Consider the following 20,024-nt stretch of genomic DNA (forward strand, 5'->3'; position numbering starts at 1 on the left):
CATCAGGCTTAAAGAACCACCACCAAAACACGGAGCCAACCTCTTCAAAATCTTAGCGCTCTTTGCGTATTTTGAACGCGGAGAACGCTAAGATTATTAAGAGGGCGGCGATTGGTGGTCGGTTAGGGCTAGTATTTGAGGCAGTGATGAATTTCTTTTCCAGCCCGTCAAACTAACACCGCGAAGCGCTCATCACACCACATCAGGCTTAAAGAACCACCACCAAAACACGGAGCCAACCTCTTCAAAACCTTTGCGCCCTTCGCGCTCCCAAACAGCCTCCAAATTCAACCCTTCAAAAAACCCTAATTCGCATCACCATTGCGCATTTGTTCCGCCGCTTTTTTCATTTCCGCAGCCCCTTCTCGTAATTCCCTAGCACCCCTGCGAAATTCTGGGACTTTTTCCAATAGATCATCAGCGGTCAAAACGCCTTCATTCCATTTTTTCCGTTTGGCCGCTTCCGCTTCTCGAAAAGCCGCATCCGTTTCCAATCGACTTGCATAAGCGTCCATCTTATCCGCGCCGCGCAACATTTTTTCTGATGCTTTTTCCATGCCGATAGCCCCTTTGGTCATACCAGCTTGGACTTTTGCCTGAATTTTCTCGGCGAGATTTTCGCTCCATTTTTTGCTAAATTTATGCTCACTATTATGCGCATGACTAGCCGCCAACGGGATAGCCGTAACCATCACGGCCAGCGCCATTCCGGCCGTTTTACGAAACTTGCTCTGATTGATCATCGTTAATCTCCATCCTGTTGAGCCGGATATTCTTTCCGACCCTTCGACTACAGATGTAATCGGTTGGGATGGTGATGCTATGGCTGTTCGACCAACGATCGATGAAAAAAGACAAAAAGCCGCTGCAATAATTAGCGGCCCTGGCTTCTCCAGCGTTTGATAACGCGTTGGATAATTTCCTCTTCGCCGCCATTTTCGCGCCAAAGTTCACTAAACATCGGATCTTCCGATGCGGGACGGCGTTCTTCTACCAATGTATCCAAAGAGACACGAATAGGAATGGCCACACCTTCGCCGCAACAGATAATTTCGCGGTTTCTCAGTGCCGGGATGGAATCCAAAAATCCGCGCGCGCCTTCCGGCATTGCCGCTTTCACAAAGGCTTGGTCGCGGTCATTGTTCAAGCGCATCGATAAGATGGTACCGCATTGTGACAAAACACCTTCCGCCAAATCCGAAGGCCGCTGGGTAATCAAGCCAAGCGACACGCCATATTTACGACCCTCTTTAGCAATCCGGCTCAATATATCGCGGACGCTGCTTTCGCCGCCGACATCATCATTGGGAATGTAACGGTGTGCCTCTTCACAGACCAATAAAATCGGCCGCTGCGGCTCATTTTTGGCCCAGATGGAAAAGTCAAAAACCAGTCGGCTGAGCACCGCAACAACAGTTGGGGTAATTTCCGAGGGAACAGCGGACACATCAATGATCGAAATCGGTTTGCCATCTGATGGCAAACGAAAAATCTTGGACAAAAAGTCCGCCATAGTGTCGCCAACCAACATGCCAGAGAACATGAAACTATAGCGGGGATCCGCTTTGATCTCGTCAATCTTGGTTTTCAACCGCATGAACGGTGCGGTGTTGGTTGATTTGTCGAGCTTACCCATTTCATTTTGGATGATGGTGGTGAGGTCGGACAATAAATAGGGCACAGGACTGTCCACGGTGAGTTTTGCAACCCCTTGGGCAGCCTGGCTTTTGGCTTTTGCGGCTAGCAGACATTTTGCCAGGATATCGCAATCCATTTGTTTGGCATCGCCAGTCGATTGCACAAAGACTTCACAATGCTCGCGAAAGTTCATCAGCCAATAAGGCAAATTGAGATTGTTGACATCGAACAGCCGGCCATTTTGCTTAAATGCCGCGGAATATTCTCCATGAGGGTCGATCATCAAAATATGACCTTCTGGCGCAATGTCGCAGATCTTGTGGAGGATCAAAGCAGCTGATGTTGATTTACCGGTACCGGTGGATCCCAATAAAGCAAAATGTTTGCCGAGCATCGCGTCAACATAGAGCGCACCGCGAATATCGTCGGTTGGGTAAACGGTTCCAATTTCAACATTAGCGCGGCCGTCGGATGCATAGACTTGCTTAAGATCTGGCGTCGTCACTGCGTAGATGACCGAACCAGGCACCGGATAGCGTGTGACACCCCGGCGGAAATTATAAATATGGCCGGTCAACCGTTCTTCATCGCCTTCACCGAGAAAATCAATTTCAGCGGTAATCAAGCCTGATTGTCCCTCATATAGTTTTTGCGTGCGGATATTGGCGAGCAGCCATGTCTGACCGACACGAATTTTGACTTGGCTGCCCACTTGTCCAGCCATGGTCACGGTCGCATCAGGATGATCTTTCAATCCGGCGAGAACCGCCGCGTCCATTACAATGCGCGAACCGGATCCGGCAATTTCGATCACTTCCCCAATTTTATGACCTTCAGAGCGCTTCGGCGCATGTTGCGCCGCCGGTGCAGGTGCGGGTGCAGGCGCGGACGCTGCTGCTGGGGCCACCGGTGCAGCCGCCGTGGGGGCCGCGCTCGGATCCGCAGGTGCTGCGGGTTTGGCCGCCGTATCATCTGCCGAAGGAAGCGGACGAGCCGCGGGAAAATTGTGAGAACCCATATCTGACATGAAGGCGCAATCCTGTTTTATTTGATCGATTGCGAGGATTAAGCCATCATGGTTAAGGAATATTTACCGGCGGCGCAAAAAGGCGCTAGCCGATCGCAGGACGAAAACGCTTATATTTTGCGGAACAAATAGCCTGCCGCCCAACCCAGAATGACGGAAAGCAAGACCGCCAGCAAACCGTAGATAAAGCCATTTTGTTGCGACAAATTGGTGATGAACCGCCCCAATCCGATCTTCTCGATGGTGATGTCTTTTATTTCTGCGGCTTCTACCCGGCCATCAATGATCAAGAATGTTTCCGCCGAATATTCTCCCACCGGCACGCTGGCCGGCAAATTAATCCGCGCCTGATACAATACGGAATCGGTAATTTCGACGCTATTGGGCAGGTTTTTATAGAGCCGCCCGCGGCTGTTCAGATCCACCAGCCCATTAGTAAACCGGTCCAGTTCCTTGCTGTCGATCGCACCGGCCGGTGACAATTGTAAATGATCGAGACCCAATTCGTAGATATCTGCCGTCTTATCGTCGACAATCTCTTCAATCGGCCGCGAGGATGCAACCGCATAATAGCCCGGCGCCGAACGAAATTCGCTGCTCGCAGCATTGACCCAAATTCCCGCCACTTGCTGCTTCTCGCGCAGGACTATAGATTCGGTCGGCCCCTTTAATACCACGACAATATCCGCTTGATCGCGATTGGGTGTCCCCGGCGGATAGGTTATCGCTCCAAATAATAAAAGCTGCGCCCCGTTAAAATCACCCTGTATGCTGATCTTGTCTTGCGACACGTCGGGCACCAGCACCGGCGCGTTGCCAGTGGTAAGGAACAGCAAACTCAAACTGGCTAAGAGCACCGCCCATGTGTTGCGCAAGACCATCATAGCGGCTGTATCGTGAAAATTTCGTCGGGTTGAAAACCCAAACCCAAGGCCATGCGGATAGCGACCAACAGCACCATGATCGCAAGCGTAAGCCGAAGATATTCCGGTCGCATCCGCTGCGCAAATTTCGCACCCAATTGCGCCCCGGTGACACTGCCGATCAACAACAAGCCTGCCAGAACAATATCCACTGCCCGCGTGGTCATGCTGTGCATCATTGTCGATGCAATGGTGACGAACAAAATTTGGAACAGCGATGTACCAACCACAACCTGCGCGCCCATTCCTAGCAGATATAACATGGCAGGAACCATGATGAAGCCGCCGCCGACCCCCAGCAACATTGTCAAAATACCAGTGATCAAGCCAAGCAGAAAGGGCGCGATCGGAGAAATATAAAGGCCCGATCGATAGAAACGCCAACGCATGGGCAGATTGGCCACCAAAGGGTGATGCCGTCTTTTGCGCGCGGGCAACGGCTTGCCCGATCGCACTGCCTTCACACTGGTCCAGGATTCACGGGCCATCATCGTGCCAATGCCGCCAAGCATCAGTACATAGAGCACCGAGATCACTGTATCAATTTGTCCCAGACTTTGCAGGAGTTGGAACAGGACAGTCCCAAATAAAGTTCCAAATATACCGCCCACAACCAGCACGGCACCCATTCGGAAATCGACGCCTTTGCGCCGCATATGCGCCGCTACGCCGGAAATACTAGCACCCGTTACTTGGGTCGAAGCGGATGCCGCCGCAACCGTTGGCGGGATACCATAAAAGATGAGCAAGGGTGTGGTGAGAAAGCCACCGCCCACGCCAAACATGCCTGACAAGATGCCTACCAACCCGCCAAGCAGCACGATGACAAACGCATCGACCGATAAATTGGCTATTGGGAGGTAAATATCCATATTTCCAAGGACTAATCCCTTTTCGTGACAGGATAAAGGGACTTGAGACCAAGTCGGACAAGAAAGTTCAAATTTTCTTGTTCAATCGTTGCGATATACCCTTAGAAACTGGAGCTAATAGTCAACGCAGGCCCAGAGTCGGGAAGAGCCTTGCCGTCTATACGGTGCCGCCAATCAACGGAAATGTTGAGTTTTGTTTGGCCTATCGGGAATTTGATAGCGGCGCGCGGACCGATATCAATTCGGTGCAAGCCTTTTTGTCCGCCAGTCCAGATCCCTGCGCCTGCAGAAAATTTTATTTTATCGCGTGACGCTATTTCTCGCTCGGTTGTCACCGCAGCATCGAAAAAATAACCATTCTCCTTCGCCAAAACAAATCCGACCTGACCATAAGAATCCAATCTGATCTGAACCGGAAGCTGATCGACCTCCAATCCGCCAGCGACAAAAACGGCGGTGCCGCGATTAGAAAAATTTTGAGCACCCAACCGTTGTTCAGCAAATATCGACAAGGGCACATTGGCCAGTGGTTTGGCGGACAGGCCGAAAGCGACTTCCTCTTCGCCGGCGGCGGCCAATGCGGTGGATGTCCCTATATAAGCAGATAATGATTGTGAGCGATGGCCAGCCAACCGATAGCTTAATTTTGCTCCGGCTTGGCTCCCCCCATAAGGACCGGCCGCAGATGGCAATATCAAAGGCGCTGTTGCGCCTAACGGGATGGATAGATCATCGCGCGCAAACAACCAGAAATAGCCTGACAACGCCGATGGTTTATCGATCCCACGGGATGCGGGATCAGCCGACAATGATGATGGCGATAAATAGGCCGCGACATCCATTGGACTGTGGACTGAGCTATCAGCCATTCCAATTGTGCGGACCGAAGATGGCGATTTGAGGCTCATATCAAAGCGCGCGAATGGATCCTTTTCATCCAAACCAACACCTGTGCAATTTGCACAATTCTGCCGGACAGCAACTGACCGATGCAGCAAACCAGTATGATCAGCATTATGCGACTGAAAAGCCCATGGACGCTCTGGTTGCACCGTCAATTTGGGTGCCCGCTCAGCCGCCGCAGCTGGCATGACGCCGCTGAAACCGGCCCAATATTGCCACAAAACCCGCACCGCAATCCAAGCCATGGCGATGCCGAATAAGATTTTCAAGGGCGCGCCTTGGCTTGCTGATATAATCATCATCCCAAGCCAGAATCACTATCGCGCGATTTTAAACTTTTAGCGGCAGACAAATTGGGATGGAAATGCTGTGTTTTATGCCAATGCAAACGCCCACCGCGCAAGCTTATCCAATATTGTATCAATGCATGTTTGGCCGCCAGAATATTGATGACATTGGCAACAATGGTTCGGGGCACTGACAAAATCGCTTCACGCCAACCATATATTCCACCGACAAAATAAGCTTTCACGGCCAAGCGCCATGCCAAAAAAATGCCATTTAAGGCCAATAACGCCAGCAATTCTTCGGATATGGGTTGGGCAGCATAAAAACCGGCTTTGTCCAAAGCACATAAGAAAGCGGTCAACAATATCGTCAAATAGGTCAGCGCCAGAACCAGTGCGGCCAAACTGGACTTGCGATCCCGGAGACGCATCCAATTTTCCCGCCAGCAGGCGTTCCAGCCCAATCGATCCCATCCAGCCAAAGCAATGCCAGTCATCCATCGGCTCTTCTGCTTTACCGCGGCCTCGAGCGTGTCGGGGAAAAATTCCTGCGTGGCAATCCATTGGCCATGTTCATCTTGTACACGCGCGAACAGACCGCGCTCTTCGCCTTCCGTTAGCTGGATTCCCAATTCATAATCTTCCGTCAAACTCTGAGCATCAAAAGGCTGGCCATGGGAATCGGCCGATAATTGCCCCAACGCATCCCGGCGCAAGGCGCAGCCCACCCCCGCTGATGGTATGGAGACGCCCATTGCCTCGCGCAGAACCATTTGTTTGCCGTGCATTTCAGCAAACTCATCGCCATAATGGCCGGCAATCCAAATTGATTGCGATGCCCGCCGCGGAATAACAGGAATTTGCACCAAAGCAGCACGTTCGATCAAAATATCAAAAAGCGTGAGCGCTTGAGGATGCACAAGATCCTCGGCATCTTGCAATATGATGGCCTTGAACCGGAGGGATTGCGCCAATTCGTCTTGGCACAATGCGCGCCATAGTCGGTTGAGACAATCTGCTTTGGAAGTTGGTCCAGCCCTATCGCAAATGACAATGCGAATATTGTCCGCAGCGCTAGCAACATCAACCACTGCCGCAATGGTTGCATCATCATTCGGGTAGCATCCGACATAGATGCGATAATGGGGATGGTTCCATTGCGCCAGACAGCGACGCAGCATGGTTCCGATAACGGCCGCTTCCCGCCAAGCCGGGACAAATATCGCAAGCGGCTGCGCATTCGAACCAGCAGCCCAATTTTCAGGTATCGGGCTATTGGCTTCCGCGTTATCGCCTTTCGGCAGGTGCCATGGCCGGCCACCGGACCATTTCTTTTTGATGATATGGGTTACCCACATGGAATCAAAAACTAAATCGTCAATCGATCCTACCAATATGGCGAGGCTGGTGAACAGCAGCAGCTCCTGTTGCAGGAGTTGAATGACCATTAAAATATCTTGTTGCAAGAGCGCCGGCACTGTCATTATCTGCGCCATAAAGACCGACGCACCGCATCGAAACAGCACTGCTGCAATCAAGACTTGCAAAAATCCGCATACTGCGCCCGATCAGCACCGTAACGCCCGAAAAAGCCAGCGCATTCAATTTATTGCATGCGCCGGCAATGGGTGCTGGACTTGCAGAGCAGATGCCGCCATCATCAAAAAAAACAGATCTAGGAGACGAAATGAGCGCAACCCAGGCCCAGGGCTCGCCCGCAACCAATACCGGACAGGCATTTGGTACCAGCGGATATCGCAATTATGTGATCATATCGCTCATGTTGCTCTACACGTTGAACTTTATCGACCGCATATTGATCGGCGTGGTGGCTCAACCGATTATTGAAGAATTTAAGTTGCAAGACTGGCAATTTGGATTGCTCTCCGGGTTCGGCTTTGCCTTGATGTACACGGTAATGGGTATTCCCATCGCCCGATTGGCAGAGAAATGGAACCGCGTTAGGATCATTGCCGCCAGTGTGGTTCTATGGTCGCTCATGACGGCTTTGTGCGGTATTGCAGGAAGTTTTATCGCCTTGCTGGTATTTCGCATTGGCGTGGGCATCGGTGAAGCTGGGCTCACTCCAGCCGCCAATTCCATCATTTCCGACTATTTCCCGCCGCGCAGTCGAGCACGCGCCATCGCCATTTATACCATGGGTATCACGCTCGGCGGTGTGCTGGCGAATGCTTTTGGCGGCCCGATCACCGAAATGTTTTCTTGGCGCGAAGCGTTTCTTGCGCTGGGCATTCCTGGCGTGTTTTTCGGCCTGATCTTTTTGTGGACGGTAAAAGAGCCGCCTCGCGGCTATGCCGATCCGCCAACTACGGAAAAGCCTGTCAAAATGGGCATGGCCGACACGATCAAAGAATTGTCTGCCAAACCGACATTCTGGATCAATATGTTCGCGGCGGCTTTTGTTGCCTTTGTTGGCTACGGCGTGAGCAATTTCCAAGTGGCATTTTTTCAACGGGCCCATGAAATGTCAATTTCGGAAGTGGCATTGCAAATCGCAGTTCCATTGGGGCTTGCCGCGTCCTTTGGCGCCTTTATAACCGGTTACCTTACCGAGAAAATGAGCGGCCGTTATCCCAATGTTGTAGCCTGGCTTCCCGGCGTAATGTTAATTGTGTGTGTTCCGCTCTATTGGATCGGATTCACCACCGAGAGCGTACCGTTTGCCGTAGGCGTTTTGATCGTTGGAGCCATTTTGCATTATGGCTATCTCGGGGCGCAGTATACGATATGCCAAGGCGTCGCGAGCCCACAATCGCGTGCGACGGCCGTTGCCTTGTTCTTGTTTGTTGTCAATCTCATCGGCTATGGTTGCGGACCTTTAGCCATCGGTATTTTAAGCGACATTTTGATGAATGCTGATCTGGCTGCATCTCAATTTGCCGGCGAACTGACACCGCAATTGTGTAAAGGCAAACCGGATGATTTGATTGCAGCGCTAGGCGCGGACAAGGCGCAAGCCTGCATGACCGCAAGTGCTGAAGGGTTGCGTTGGTCGATGATCTATATCGTCACGATTTTTGCCCTTTCTGGGGCCATGTATGTCTATGCCTGCAAAACCCTGCAAAAAGATCTTGTCGCTAAAATGAACTAAGCGCATAGGCTCCGCTCATGTCCAAACCAGAAGCTTGGCAGCTGCTGCCAGCAAACTATCCGTTCGCTCTGATCACGCAAACCCGTTTCGGTGACATGGATTTGCTTGGGCATATAAACAATGTTGCCATGGCGGATTTGTTCGAAAATGGCCGTGTGCGCTTTAACCGATCTATCGGGATGGAAAATCGCGCAGAGGGCGACCGATGGCTCATCGCCGCGGTCCAGATTAATTATCTACGCGAAGCCCATTTCCCGGATGATGCCAAAATTTGCAGCGGTATCGGCCGCATCGGGTCATCCTCTTGGGACATACTTTCCGCCGCATTTCAGAATGATCAATGCGTAGCGACATGCACCACAACACTGGTGTTGACCAACCAACAAAGCGCGAAAAAAATGGACGACGCTTTTCGCGCAGTGCTGGAAAGCCAATTGGTTGACCGCGGCGCAGCCTAGTCGTTAAAATTAGCGGCGCGTTTTTGCATGAACGCCATGACCGCTTCTTTCTGGTTGGGGTTTTTCCCAACCTGGGTCTGTTCAACGCTTTCCATCATTAGAATTTCGTCTTCATTCATATCAGGCAATTGGTTCATGAGCCGTTTGGCCGCTTTAATGGCATCGGGATTTTTGCTCGCAATTTCATGCGCCAATTCCATCGCTTTGGCGAGTGGATCCTCTGCAAGATGAGAGACAAAGCCGAGCTTTTCGCCTTCTTCACCGGAGAAAATACGATTGGTATAAGTGAGCTCGCGCAATATATCATCCCGGACAAAGCTCCGCCAAGTGGAGTAGCTTCCCATATCGGGGATCAGGCCCCACCGCATTTCCATAATCGACAATTTCGCATCGGCGGTTGAAACACGCACATCACCGGCTGATGCGAATTGCAGGCCGCCTCCCACACAGGCGCCATGAATGGCTACAATAACCGGCGCGGGCAGACGCCGCCATTGCAGGACGACATGCTGATATTTATTCGCATTGCCATAGGTCCGGTCAACCAGACTGCCGGTTGTACTCGACTGTGTGAAACTTGCCATATCAAGCCCGGCGCAGAAACTCTTGCCATTGCCGGACAGTATGATTGCGCGCACATCCTTCATGGCAGCAAGCTGATCAGTGGCATCAATTATCGCGTCAATTTGTTCAGGATCGAGCGCGTTCATTTTCTCCGGCCGGTTAAACCGAACGTCGGCTACATGGTTTTCAACCGAAATGGTAACGCGTTCTGACATGGATAAATTCCTTTTCATCAATCCTGATTCTGATGCAGTTTAATCGCTCGCTTAACAAGCGGCAACTGATCATTGCCAAAATACATACGTTCACTGTTTTCATAAGGCACAAAAATACTAGGTGACCCGTAGGACCCACGCGCGATCGCCGTTTCGGTATTGGCCCGCAAGCGATCTTTCACCTGTTGCTCTTGCGTCCGGGCAACCAGAGCATTGCCATCAAAACCAATCTCATCCGCTATCGCGACCAGAACCGCCGGGTCATCGAGATTGCGTTGGTCGGTATAATAAGCATTAAAGGCGGCGGTCGCAAAAAGATGGAGACGGGTTTGATCGTCTTCCAGCGCACAGCAAGCGCGCATCGCATGGACGGACTTGACCGGGTGATGCGGGCTGGGAAAGTTCATCGCAATACCGGCCAGCGCCGCCCAGTCCTTCATCACCCGAAAGCTGTGCACAAATTTCGGATTGTCAGGATTTTCGCGGGCTGCGTAGACCGTCGGATTAACCGCATTGAAAACGCCGCCAACCAGAAACGGTTTCCAGATGATCTGCGCGCCGGTTTCGGCGATAATCGGTTGGATATTGTGAAACGCCAAGCAGGTCCAAGGGCTTGAAAGATCAAAGTAAAAGTCAACCGTCGTCATTGTCATTCCTTTATTCCGAATAGAGTTTTGCGCACCGCTGCATCGTCTTGCGGATTGCGATTAATCTTGTCCCGGCCCACAGCCATCCCGCGGCGCAGGCCTTCCCGCTGTTTCAAATTTTCATACCAGCGCTGCACATGCGGAAAGTCGGTCAAATTTATTTCCTGACGCTTATACGTCTGGATCCATGGGAAACAGGCCATATCGGCAATCGTATATTCTGTGCCGGCCAAATAGGATTCCTGCGCCAAGCGCCTGTCCATCACGCCAAACAGGCGGAGCACTTCATTGCGATAGCGATCGGTCGCATAAGCAATTCGATCGGGAGCATAGAGTTTGAAATGACCGTGCTGCCCCATCATCGGCCCGAGGCCGCCCATTTGCCACATCAACCATTCGGTCGTCGCAATTTGACCGCGCATATCGGCGGGCAAAAATTGCTCCGCTTTGTTCGCGAGATAAAGCAAAATTGCGCCGGTTTCGAAAATGCTGACAGGCGCATCGCCTTCCTCTGGATCATGATCGACTATAGCGGGAATGCGATTATTCGGACTAATTGCCAGAAAGTCCGGTTCAAACTGCTCTCCCGCTCCAATATTCACCCATTTGATACGATAATCCAAACCGCTTTCTTCCAGCATCACGCTGATTTTCCAACCATTGGGTGTGGGTGCAAAATATAGATCAATCATGGCCGGCATCTTCCGCTTAAGTTGAGGATAAGACGTGTATAATTCCCGCCATCGAATCTCTCGACAGACGGTTTTGTAAATGTATTCATACACAGAATAACCCAAATCACCGCCACCTTTTCGCGCCTTTCCATTTCCGTGAAAACCGCTTTTTCCAGGTTGAAGTGAAATATTGTCTGATTATTTTGCTTCTCCTAGCGGAATTGCGCTAGTTCGGACAAAAGCTATCCAACTGCACATCCACTAGCGGAGACCTTATGGGCGCCTTTTATATCGCAAATGAATATTGGTTTGCCGTTTTCCAGCTGGTCCTCGCCATGCTCGGCATGGGGGCAACGCTGACACCAAAAGATTTTCGGGAAATTCTTGTCGAGCCCAAAGCCGTTACGAGCGGTTCTGCAATTCAACTATTGCTCGTACCGCTCATCGCCTTTCTGTTTATCCAAGGCTTTTCTATTGCTGGTGGCGTGGCTGTGGGCATTGCCCTTATCGCGGCCATACCCGGCGGCACGACTTCCAATATATTCACGCATTTTGCCCGCGGAAATGTTGCCTTGTCCGTGACCATCACGGCCTTGACCACCATCGCCTGCTTGGTGACCACCCCGCTGATATTGGAACTGCTCATCGCGCAATATATGCCAGATGATTTCGTTATGCCGCGGCAAGCGATCATGACTGAAATTGCATTGACCTTATTGCTTCCGCTTACCATTGGCATGGCTTATCTGCGCTTCTTTCCCAAAAGCGCCGCAACCTTTTCCAAATGGTGTGTTCGCGGAACCCTATTGGGCATATTGATGATTGTGATCGGATCGTCTTTGTCGGGACGTCTCGACATCAACCAATTTGGCCCTTCCAATCTGCTGTTGATCCTGTTGCTGATCCTTGTTTTGGCTGTCGCTAGCTGGCTGGTGGGTCGGGGCCTGGGACTGTCTACAGCTGACGCTACGGCGATTGACATGGAGGTGGTGGTTCGCAATGTGAATTTAGGCTTGATGCTCAAAGCGTCCCTTTTCCCAGCCATTGTCGGCAAACCCGATGCGCTTGGTGATATGGTTCTATTTTCACTTTTGGCTTATGGTGTGATGCAAATGCTTATTGCTGCGGTCATCATCATTTGGAACCGCAAAAAAATCAGAAAGCTCGCCGTTTTATAGAAATGGAGAATCTCGTGCGTCGAACATTCCTATCGCTTTTCTCGCTAACCGCCTTCCTCGGCGCGACACCCATTGCGGCACAATCTGAATTAAGATCCAATGGTGACGACACCACCGCCATCGCGCAATTTGATCAATTTTTGAGCGATTATCGCGACAAACATCGCATGCCCTCGCTGTCGGCTGTCATATTGAAAGAGGGAAAATTATATTGGGAAAAAGCTTATGGCTGGTCGGATGATGAAGCCGAAACCCCCGCAACGACACAGACCACCTATTCTATCGCATCGGTTACCAAGCCCATTGTCGCGACAGCTCTTCTCGCCGAAGCAGATAAAGGCAATTTGAATCTGAACCTATCGATGCGGTCGGATCCAGGCTGGGCCGGTATGTGCGCCTGGCTATCGACGAGCGGCATTTTATTTGGCCGGGGCGGTGTAGAAGAAGATGGGACCAAAATTCCGGCCATGGATTGCAAACGCGATTTAAGCCTCGGTGACATGCTCAATATGCGTGCCAATGGAGACGGCAGCCGGTTTGTTTACAATCCGATCAGCTTCGCGCGTATCGATCGTGCCATTTCCGGTTCCGGCGGCCGTGCATTGCGTGACATTGTCCGTCAACGAGTCATGGACCGAGCCGGCATTAGGGATATTGCCCTTGGTTGGCGGGATCCCAAAGGCGGCTCGGCATTGCGTTTGCTTGCCCTGCCCTTTGATGTGAAAAACGGTAAAAGAACCCGGTCGAGCATATCAGATGATGATTTCCGAGCATCAGCCGGCATCAAAGCCAGCGTACGCCATGTTGCGCAATTTGATCAGGCGCTTGAAAAAGGACAATTGCTATCTTCAAACTGGTATCGGCGCATTTTCGAGGATCCCATCGTAGATGAAAATGGCGATTATCGCTGGGGATGGTTTGTCCAAAATTGGCAAGGCCATCAGCTCGCATGGCATTCTGGATGGGATCCCGGTCGCTATTCCGCACTATATCTTAAAATACCCGAGAAGAACCTCACCTTGATTTTATTGGCCAATACCGAAGCCCTTTGGTGGGGTAATAGCCTAGCGCGAGCCGAGATTGAAACCAGTCCAATTGCCGCCAAATTTCTATCTGAATTTGTCAAATAAGCGCGCTACCGGTCTCGGGAATAGGAAACCGAGTATATCTATAATCGCTATGCTTTGGCCAACTGTTTGCTTTCCAAACCGCTGGCCAAAAACAATGCGATGCCATATTAAAAGCCCCGATGGCCGAAATGGCCCCGTCCAAATCCGCGATGTTTATAGCGGCTATGGCGGAAACTTTTATGCTTGAAACTTTTATAACGTTTCAGTCCACGACGATGACCAAAATGGTGGCGCTTAAATCCACGGCTTCGAAAACCACGGTGACGCAAGCCCCGTCCGCTCCGGAAAGACCGACTACTCCGTCTGAGTTCGGCAGCCGCTTCTAAGCTTTCAACATCGGTTATGTTGATGCGCGATGCGTTATTGTCATAAGCCACTGACTGCGCAGATGATACATCAATTTTTGCAGCTTGTGCGGGAGCTGCAGCGAATGCAACAGCAAGACCCAATAGCGTAAATAATCCTGTATTCTTCATTTTGTGTCTCCTTGACTGGACAATAGGAGCTTCGCCAAATCACCAGATTCGGTTACAAAATAAATCGAATAAATAGCTTATAGATTGATTTTTAATCAAAATAATCGATACAAAAATGACCAAAACATGGTGCAAATCGCCGCGTCTAGCCGCCGATAAACTTTTGATTAAATGGCATCGACCAAGTTTAAAATCTGCTGGTTGCGCGGCCGAACCGTATGATTTCCCGAAATCGTTTTGTTCAATATCCGGCCAGTCTGACCGATGACCATGACAGCCGCATAGGGCACACCTTCGGCTCGTCCTTGTGTAAATTGTGGATCCCGCAATTCAAATCCATCGATAAGTGAGGAGGATTCATCCGACAATAAGGTGATATTCAATTTCTGATCTACGAGAAATTTCGATTGAACATCGGTCGGATCATAGCTCACCGCTATTGGTCGATAGCCGCGGCTTTCCAGGTCAGGAATAATTTGTTCCACCGCTTTGAGTTGCGCCTGGCAAAAACCGCACCATTCAACCGAACGCACAAAAAACAGAACGATCGGCCCGTCTTCCAGTAGCTTGGCCAGATTGGTCGCCTTGCCGTCGACTTTTACTGCGATGTCCAATGGCACCCGGTCGCCTACCGAAAGGCCAGAATCATATTGGAAGATGGCGGCATTTTGCTCCAAGCTTTCCGAACTTGGCTGGCGAGCATTAGTGTCTTGCTCTGCGTTGGAACAACCCGCGATCATGGTCAGACCGCTCAAAATGCCCAAATAGCCGATTTTTGTCATTGCTCTATCCCCATGAGCTTTCTGAATTAGCTGGTCTGTTCTAATGATGTAAACCTGTTTTCGCATTGTCAAATTTAACGATACACGCAGCGTTTATGTGGCCTTTCAAAATCAACTTATCCTCTCGACTCTTTGCGTCCCGCCTCCATGAATTTGCATTTCTTTCTGTGACCATATATTATGTTAAATCATAACGACTTTATGGAGTGACTATAGCAGGAGAGACAATATGCCCACTTATCGGCCAACGTTCCGGCAGCACGGGATCCGCACATCCCATACGCAACCAATGTCGCAACTCAACATCACGCCCTTGATTGATGTTCTTCTGGTTCTTTTAGTGATGCTGATGCTCTCGATACCAATAGCCACGCACAAAGTGGCGGTGGACTTGCCTCCACCCGGCCTCGCTTCCGGTGAACCCGCAAAGATAAATATGCTCCGCATCAATCAAGCCGGCCTGGTCTTGTGGAACGACGAAGCCGTCACCCAAGCCAGGCTTGAATCATTATTAGCTGAAATGTCCAAAGATCCGGACCGGCCGCAGCTACATATGCAAACCGACGGTTATGCGCGATATGAGGTTTTTGACAATATAATCGCCACCGTCAAACGGTCCGGAGTCGAAGCAATTGGATTTGTCGGCAATCGCCAATTTGCAAATTGGGACAGCGCGGCGGATTGACCCGAGGCAAACGCTCTGGGCATTTTTTCACCTCAATTTGCGAAGACGTCCGATATGAGCAAAAGCGATAAACAAAGTACCGATGACCGTGGTCACCGTTTCTGAGATCGCAAGATGTTCTGCAAACAGACCGAGAATGACAAAGCCTATTCCCAGTCCGACCGGAACAAGAAATCTGGGATTCCGCGCCGATTGTGAAGCGATTATAACGCTGGTTGACGCCAGAATTGCCAAGACTGCAGAGACCGCATGGATCCATTCATTCTGTGCCACAACCGATAAAAAGGGAGCCATGATGGCAAGTGCCGACAAGAGCATACAATGGGCTAGGCAAGTCAGGCTGAACGCGACGGCAGCGCGATCGCTATAAAGAACAGGATTCAAGGAGAAGTTCCACTTGTGATACGATGTGATGTTATATCATAGGATAGTTGAGATAGCATCCGCGTGTCAACCAACCTCCGCGGAAAAAGATCATATGCCATTGTGCCAAGCCGCTTCAATTGCGGACTGCGCGGCATCTGCCTCCACATGCGCAAGCTTCATAATTGTCCAACCCCGTTCGCCCCATTTATTGGGAACGGGTTCAAATGCGTCCGGGTGAATTTCACAACGCAATTCTTGTTCTTCTGGCAAAAGCAAGAGATTTACCGTCAATTGATCAGCCGCCAAAGTCGCAAAATTGCGCTTGACCTTGAAGCCCGCGCGATCAAAATGCGGTTTTTCTATCACGCCTTCCAAAGCCAGAACAAATGTCCGTAACTGGGCTGCTGATATTGCCATAATGCCGACGCTCTCCTTTTGCCGTCTCCCGCGACGAAGCCTGTTGTCAGGCCGCGCTGATCCGGACCGGTATAGCGCTTTGTATGGCTTGACCGGTGATCGGGTCAATCCGATCATTGTCGACAATCAACCGATTGGTCGATCCGCCCTTGGTCATGACATCATCTTTTCCGGCTTCACTATCGCCAAAAGCATGGCTCATTGAAATCACACCGGGGCGCACTTTTTCGTCGGCTTTGGCTAATCCAAATATCGATGCAGTCGGAGACTGAATTTCAATAATCGCGCCATCATCTATACCGGCTTTGACCAGATCATCAGGATGGATAAATGCCGGATTGGTCGGCATTTTTTCAACCAATTTGGGAAATGGGTGGCCATTGCTGTTATAGCGATGTTTGGATCTCCGTGAAATCAGCCGGAAATCAAAACCATCTTTCGCCGGATCCTTGTCGACATAGTCGAGCACCGCATCAGGCATGGCGCCGGCGGTGAGGTTGAAACGGTTTTGAGCATCCGGATCGGCAGGACCAATAACAGGATGCAGATCGTCATAAGTAATTGCAGCACCTTTGCGATCCAACGCCGCCGCATCAGCTTTGGCCTTACTGGGTTTGAGCAGCGATCCCTCGCATATCAAATCCAGGACAGTTGCCTTGTCCGGACAGCTGTCCATCGAAACTGGCCCGCCAGGATAGTTCATTTCAATACCTATATGTTTGGCAAGCCACCAAAGCATCTCATATTCGTCCATCGTGTCACCGGGCGGCGGAACCATTGCTTCAGTATAATGTGCATAAGCCTCTTCGGTAAACGCGTCGGAGACATTGTTGATATCTTCGCGTTCCAGACACATGCTCGGCGCCAATATCAAATCGGCCCGTTTGGCACTGGCCGACATCCAAGGATCAATCTGGATGAACAATTCACATTCCTCGAGCGCGCGGCGGACCTTATGTTGATCAGGAAAGGCAATTTCCGGATTGCCGCCAATTGAGATAAGCGCCTTAATCTGCCCTTCGCCTGGCGTCAAAATTTCATCCGCCAGGACATTGCAAGGCATTTCCTTACCCAGCATGCCCAGTCCGCGGATGCGGGACTTCGTAAATCCTTCGCCAAACATCGGCATTGAGGGTGCGACGCCCGCCTTTTTGGGCGCGCCGCTGAGGGGATTGAAAACCATCGGCGCGGAGACTTTCTCGCCCTCCTGATTAAACCGCGCGCATAAAATATTTAGCGAAGCGACAAGATATTCAGTCAGCGTGCCATTGCCCGCCATTTCCGGTCCGGTCCCGGTAACCACGCGGCCTTTATTGGCTCCAGCAAACATCCGCGCCGCTTTAATCAGTTCATCCTTATCCACCCCTGCCCGCGCAGCCGCGACCTCGGGGGTCATTGGCTGCACGGCGGCTTCCAGTTCAGCAACCCCATCGACATGCGCTGCGACAAAATTCTGATCAAACAGCTTTTCTGCAAATATCACATGGAGCATCCCCGCCAGCAAAGCGGGATCTTCCCCCGGCTTGACCGGTAAGTGGACATCTGCGCGCCGCGCCATATCGCTGACCCGCGGATCAGCAACAATCAGCTTCAAACCGCGTTTTTGCGCATCTTGCAAGCCGCGTGATGGCGACGAAGTGGGCATTCCGCCGGAATAGTGGGACACAATCGGATTATTGCCGACAAACATCGCCACATCGGATTCGGTAAAGGCATTGCCGCCGCCCATCCACATGCCATAACGTGCAGTGGTGAATACTTTTGCCGGCTGGTCTACGGTCACGCTGGTATACCAGTTGCGCGACCCGATACCTTGGGCAAAGGCGTAAGAAGTCCCGAGCACCGCACTATTTTGGAAAGCATTGGTCCCGCAATAGACTGCAACACTATGCGGCCCGTGCTCTTCGACCATTTTTTTCATCTGCGCGCCTGCCAGAGCCAAGGCATCGGCGGTCGCGATATCCTTGAACGTCCCATCGGCCTGACGGATTTTACTGGTGAGCATCCGATCTGGTAAATTGTGCATATCGGTGAGCTGGCGCCCTTTGATACAAGTATAGCCTTTGAACAAATGATCGTCCTTGTCGCCACGAACGGCGGTGATTTTATCATCTTCCACATCCACCAGCATCGCGCAGCTGGCATGACAAAAACGGCAAAAACTGCGTTTGGTTTCGACGGCCATTATCTTCTCCTCAAGCCGCAACTGTACCAGAGGACTGAACGGGAGCGACTGACAAAACTGTTCAGAGAAACCGATCTGGATCAGCAATTGTTCGCGCAATCAAACGCTGCCCACCATATTGACCTATATACAGTAGATGGGATGAAGCTGATGCGAAGACCATATGTGCTTCATACCGTTGAAAGCCCGGCATCTTTGACGCTTAGTGCGCGTTGAAATATTCGGTCCGATTGTTAAAAATTTGGGGTGGTTCCTAACGTCCGCTGTCGCGCCCATTGCGGACGTTAACTATCCGACAAGTAGAGGCCGGTTTCTGCCGATACGCCTCCATTCCCGGTTATAATCTGTTTGTTAGCCGCCGACATTATTTGCGACTTCAAAACACTAGAAACATCAAAGTCTATTGTCGCGGATGTTCTGATTTGATGATAGACTTCCAGCATTGGCCCAATCTGAGATATTCCCTTTTTCTTTAGCATTTGCGATTCAACAGCTTTGAAACTCTGTTCGAATGATGCGTGTAGAGATTGGACTTTTGCAGCATCTATTTTCGCAACTAGGTCTTGTTCCAAAGTTAAAAGCAACTCGCCCAAAGACCGAACCATTATCAATCGATATACTAGTCGTTCGTTATGGGCGTCGATCCAATGCCCTGCACTGGAGCCGACATCTATCATTCCGGAGAGAACGCCGAATTGCATTTTTTCAACTGCGTGATCTAAATGGATCCGCTCTCCCGTCGCCAAATATAGTTGCGCCAGAAAAGCGACCGAGAATGCGTTATAGTTGAAATTTGCGGATAGCGGTTGGCCCGATACCCACGTTGCGGCATCATCAAGCCATGCTCTATATCGAGCGTCACCAGTAACTTGATAAAGCTCTGAGAGCGCTTCACCAACTCTTCCCGTATCAAACAAATATTCTTCTGGGACCGCTTCAACAACAAACCAATCTTTGCGAATAGCATTATCTAGTGCGCCACATTGTTGTAGCATTTGCGCGGCTTTTTCCGACAGTTCGCCAAGACGCCCTGATTTGCCGCGCCAATAGGGAAACGGAGCATAGGGTACACCGGCTTGATCGCTCGCCTCGACTAGATAATCGCCAGTCCGTTTTGCCATATCCATTGCTCGTGCGCGATGCATTGGATGATGCCTTGCGATTGCTAGCAACCCTCTTATCATATCGGCAGGAACCCTCAGTGCAGCGGGGCTTTTCGATGGCGACAGGTCAGGATTTCGAATCCACCAATTCTGCTGTTCAATTTCGTCGAGATATTGAGTGACAGCTTCATCGATCTGACCTTTTTGCAAAACAGTCAGTACTGAAGAGAAAGCTCGATATCGCTCCTGTACTTCGGGCTCAGGTGGTTTTCCGTCTAAAGAAATTCTTGCACGCATATTCTGAATAGCTTGCCCGTTCCGTGACGCGATAACGGCGGCAACCATTTGCTTTTGTTCATTTGGCGCAGGTTTACATAAGGTA

General features: G+C 50.8%; 20 protein-coding genes. 5 read left to right on the forward strand and 15 right to left on the reverse strand.

From position 1 onward, the window contains the following. Window positions 1–305: 305 nt before the first annotated feature. The 6 genes from ABJU74_RS13840 to ABJU74_RS13865 all read right to left on the reverse strand — a co-directional run bounded on the left by ABJU74_RS13840 (window position 306) and on the right by ABJU74_RS13865 (window position 7,134). The gene (locus ABJU74_RS13840) at window positions 306–743 is read right to left on the reverse strand and encodes a hypothetical protein (protein ID WP_348384878.1); all 438 of its coding nucleotides are present in this window, start codon (window positions 741–743) and stop codon (window positions 306–308) included. Between the two features lie 131 nt (window positions 744–874). Continuing rightward, window positions 875–2,416 carry a DUF87 domain-containing protein gene (locus ABJU74_RS13845; RefSeq protein ID WP_348384938.1) on the reverse strand — a complete coding sequence of 514 codons (1,542 nt, stop codon included), beginning with the start codon at window positions 2,414–2,416 and terminating at the stop codon, window positions 875–877. Window positions 2,417–2,775: 359 nt separating this feature from the next. After that, on the reverse strand, window positions 2,776–3,549 hold the full coding sequence (locus ABJU74_RS13850) for a TIGR02186 family protein (RefSeq protein ID WP_348384879.1): 774 nt from the start codon (window positions 3,547–3,549) through the stop codon (window positions 2,776–2,778). After that, a complete protein-coding gene (locus ABJU74_RS13855) occupies window positions 3,546–4,460 on the reverse strand; it encodes a sulfite exporter TauE/SafE family protein (protein ID WP_348384880.1) in 915 nt (304 codons plus the stop codon). Before ABJU74_RS13855 ends, ABJU74_RS13850 begins: the two co-directional genes overlap by 4 nt. A 101-nt stretch (window positions 4,461–4,561) precedes the next feature. After that, complete coding sequence (locus tag ABJU74_RS13860) at window positions 4,562–5,632, reverse strand: hypothetical protein (protein WP_348384881.1); 1,071 nt, start codon at window positions 5,630–5,632, stop codon at window positions 4,562–4,564. Between the two features lie 29 nt (window positions 5,633–5,661). Further along, window positions 5,662–7,134 carry a glycosyl transferase family protein gene (locus tag ABJU74_RS13865; protein ID WP_348384882.1) on the reverse strand — a complete coding sequence of 491 codons (1,473 nt, stop codon included), beginning with the start codon at window positions 7,132–7,134 and terminating at the stop codon, window positions 5,662–5,664. Between the two features lie 203 nt (window positions 7,135–7,337). On the opposite strand from ABJU74_RS13865, the gene ABJU74_RS13870 reads away from it, so the two are divergent. Both ABJU74_RS13870 and ABJU74_RS13875 read left to right on the forward strand, forming a co-directional pair. After that, on the forward strand, window positions 7,338–8,762 hold the full coding sequence (locus tag ABJU74_RS13870; protein ID WP_348384883.1) for an MFS transporter: 1,425 nt from the start codon (window positions 7,338–7,340) through the stop codon (window positions 8,760–8,762). A 17-nt stretch (window positions 8,763–8,779) separates the two neighbouring features. Continuing rightward, complete coding sequence (locus ABJU74_RS13875; RefSeq protein ID WP_348384884.1) at window positions 8,780–9,220, forward strand: acyl-CoA thioesterase; 441 nt, start codon at window positions 8,780–8,782, stop codon at window positions 9,218–9,220. On the opposite strand, the gene ABJU74_RS13880 is transcribed toward ABJU74_RS13875, so the two are convergent. From ABJU74_RS13880 to ABJU74_RS13890, 3 genes are read right to left on the reverse strand one after another with little or no spacing between them, the layout of a single operon-like run. Beyond that, on the reverse strand, window positions 9,217–9,999 hold the full coding sequence (locus ABJU74_RS13880; protein WP_348384885.1) for a crotonase/enoyl-CoA hydratase family protein: 783 nt from the start codon (window positions 9,997–9,999) through the stop codon (window positions 9,217–9,219). The genes ABJU74_RS13875 and ABJU74_RS13880 overlap by 4 nt on opposite strands. A 17-nt stretch (window positions 10,000–10,016) precedes the next feature. Next, on the reverse strand, window positions 10,017–10,646 hold the full coding sequence (locus tag ABJU74_RS13885; RefSeq protein ID WP_348384887.1) for a 2-hydroxychromene-2-carboxylate isomerase: 630 nt from the start codon (window positions 10,644–10,646) through the stop codon (window positions 10,017–10,019). 2 nt (window positions 10,647–10,648) lie between these two features. After that, the gene (locus ABJU74_RS13890; RefSeq protein WP_348384888.1) at window positions 10,649–11,338 is read right to left on the reverse strand and encodes a glutathione binding-like protein; all 690 of its coding nucleotides are present in this window, start codon (window positions 11,336–11,338) and stop codon (window positions 10,649–10,651) included. Window positions 11,339–11,595: 257 nt separating this feature from the next. Here ABJU74_RS13890 and ABJU74_RS13895 point away from each other — a divergent pair, with 257 nt between their 5' ends. Together ABJU74_RS13895 and ABJU74_RS13900 are read left to right on the forward strand one after the other, a co-directional pair. Then, complete coding sequence (locus ABJU74_RS13895) at window positions 11,596–12,498, forward strand: bile acid:sodium symporter (RefSeq protein WP_348384889.1); 903 nt, start codon at window positions 11,596–11,598, stop codon at window positions 12,496–12,498. A gap of 14 nt (window positions 12,499–12,512) precedes the next feature. Beyond that, on the forward strand, window positions 12,513–13,628 hold the full coding sequence (locus tag ABJU74_RS13900) for a serine hydrolase domain-containing protein (protein ID WP_348384890.1): 1,116 nt from the start codon (window positions 12,513–12,515) through the stop codon (window positions 13,626–13,628). Between the two features lie 107 nt (window positions 13,629–13,735). Here the strand turns inward: ABJU74_RS13900 and ABJU74_RS13905 are convergent, their stop codons facing one another. Further along, entirely contained in the window at window positions 13,736–14,104 is a 369-nt protein-coding gene (locus ABJU74_RS13905) for a hypothetical protein (protein ID WP_348384892.1), read from the reverse strand. Between the two features lie 167 nt (window positions 14,105–14,271). Then, window positions 14,272–14,886 (reverse strand): redoxin domain-containing protein, encoded by a 615-nt coding sequence (locus tag ABJU74_RS13910; protein WP_348384893.1) that lies wholly within the window; start codon window positions 14,884–14,886, stop codon window positions 14,272–14,274. Window positions 14,887–15,115: 229 nt separating this feature from the next. Between ABJU74_RS13910 and ABJU74_RS13915 the strand changes: the two genes are divergently transcribed. Then, window positions 15,116–15,571 (forward strand): biopolymer transporter ExbD, encoded by a 456-nt coding sequence (locus tag ABJU74_RS13915; RefSeq protein ID WP_348384895.1) that lies wholly within the window; start codon window positions 15,116–15,118, stop codon window positions 15,569–15,571. 27 nt (window positions 15,572–15,598) lie between these two features. Here ABJU74_RS13915 and ABJU74_RS13920 read toward each other — a convergent pair whose 3' ends face one another. The 4 genes from ABJU74_RS13920 to ABJU74_RS13935 all read right to left on the reverse strand — a co-directional run bounded on the left by ABJU74_RS13920 (window position 15,599) and on the right by ABJU74_RS13935 (window position 19,987). Beyond that, window positions 15,599–15,955, reverse strand: a complete 357-nt coding sequence (locus ABJU74_RS13920; RefSeq protein ID WP_348384896.1) for a MerC domain-containing protein — start codon at window positions 15,953–15,955, stop codon at window positions 15,599–15,601. 90 nt (window positions 15,956–16,045) lie between these two features. Then, the gene (locus ABJU74_RS13925; protein WP_348384898.1) at window positions 16,046–16,354 is read right to left on the reverse strand and encodes an MmcQ/YjbR family DNA-binding protein; all 309 of its coding nucleotides are present in this window, start codon (window positions 16,352–16,354) and stop codon (window positions 16,046–16,048) included. 46 nt (window positions 16,355–16,400) lie between these two features. Next, window positions 16,401–18,539 (reverse strand): molybdopterin-dependent oxidoreductase, encoded by a 2,139-nt coding sequence (locus tag ABJU74_RS13930; RefSeq protein ID WP_348384899.1) that lies wholly within the window; start codon window positions 18,537–18,539, stop codon window positions 16,401–16,403. 284 nt (window positions 18,540–18,823) lie between these two features. Beyond that, window positions 18,824–19,987, reverse strand: a complete 1,164-nt coding sequence (locus tag ABJU74_RS13935; RefSeq protein ID WP_348422600.1) for a hypothetical protein — start codon at window positions 19,985–19,987, stop codon at window positions 18,824–18,826. Window positions 19,988–20,024: the final 37 nt, after the last annotated feature.

The organism is Parasphingorhabdus sp. (assembly GCF_039982415.1).
GTDB lineage: Bacteria > Pseudomonadota > Alphaproteobacteria > Sphingomonadales > Sphingomonadaceae > Parasphingorhabdus.

Bases quoted from the DNA above. Each gene is read 5' to 3' on its own strand.
- ABJU74_RS13905 (WP_348384892.1), bottom strand. From the start codon at position 14,104: ATGAAGAATACAGGATTATTTACGCTATTGGGTCTTGCTGTTGCATTC.
- ABJU74_RS13890 (WP_348384888.1), bottom strand. From the start codon at position 11,338: ATGATTGATCTATATTTTGCACCCACACCCAATGGTTGGAAAATCAGC.
- ABJU74_RS13875 (WP_348384884.1), top strand. From the start codon at position 8,780: ATGTCCAAACCAGAAGCTTGGCAGCTGCTGCCAGCAAACTATCCGTTC.
- ABJU74_RS13915 (WP_348384895.1), top strand. From the start codon at position 15,116: ATGCCCACTTATCGGCCAACGTTCCGGCAGCACGGGATCCGCACATCC.
- ABJU74_RS13845 (WP_348384938.1), bottom strand. From the start codon at position 2,416: ATGGACGCGGCGGTTCTCGCCGGATTGAAAGATCATCCTGATGCGACC.
- ABJU74_RS13850 (WP_348384879.1), bottom strand. From the start codon at position 3,549: ATGATGGTCTTGCGCAACACATGGGCGGTGCTCTTAGCCAGTTTGAGT.
- ABJU74_RS13895 (WP_348384889.1), top strand. From the start codon at position 11,596: ATGGGCGCCTTTTATATCGCAAATGAATATTGGTTTGCCGTTTTCCAG.
- ABJU74_RS13870 (WP_348384883.1), top strand. From the start codon at position 7,338: ATGAGCGCAACCCAGGCCCAGGGCTCGCCCGCAACCAATACCGGACAG.
- ABJU74_RS13930 (WP_348384899.1), bottom strand. From the start codon at position 18,539: ATGGCCGTCGAAACCAAACGCAGTTTTTGCCGTTTTTGTCATGCCAGC.
- ABJU74_RS13855 (WP_348384880.1), bottom strand. From the start codon at position 4,460: ATGGATATTTACCTCCCAATAGCCAATTTATCGGTCGATGCGTTTGTC.
- ABJU74_RS13885 (WP_348384887.1), bottom strand. From the start codon at position 10,646: ATGACGACGGTTGACTTTTACTTTGATCTTTCAAGCCCTTGGACCTGC.
- ABJU74_RS13925 (WP_348384898.1), bottom strand. From the start codon at position 16,354: ATGGCAATATCAGCAGCCCAGTTACGGACATTTGTTCTGGCTTTGGAA.
- ABJU74_RS13840 (WP_348384878.1), bottom strand. From the start codon at position 743: ATGATCAATCAGAGCAAGTTTCGTAAAACGGCCGGAATGGCGCTGGCC.
- ABJU74_RS13880 (WP_348384885.1), bottom strand. From the start codon at position 9,999: ATGTCAGAACGCGTTACCATTTCGGTTGAAAACCATGTAGCCGACGTT.
- ABJU74_RS13935 (WP_348422600.1), bottom strand. From the start codon at position 19,987: ATGGTTGCCGCCGTTATCGCGTCACGGAACGGGCAAGCTATTCAGAAT.
- ABJU74_RS13865 (WP_348384882.1), bottom strand. From the start codon at position 7,134: ATGACAGTGCCGGCGCTCTTGCAACAAGATATTTTAATGGTCATTCAA.
- ABJU74_RS13910 (WP_348384893.1), bottom strand. From the start codon at position 14,886: ATGACAAAAATCGGCTATTTGGGCATTTTGAGCGGTCTGACCATGATC.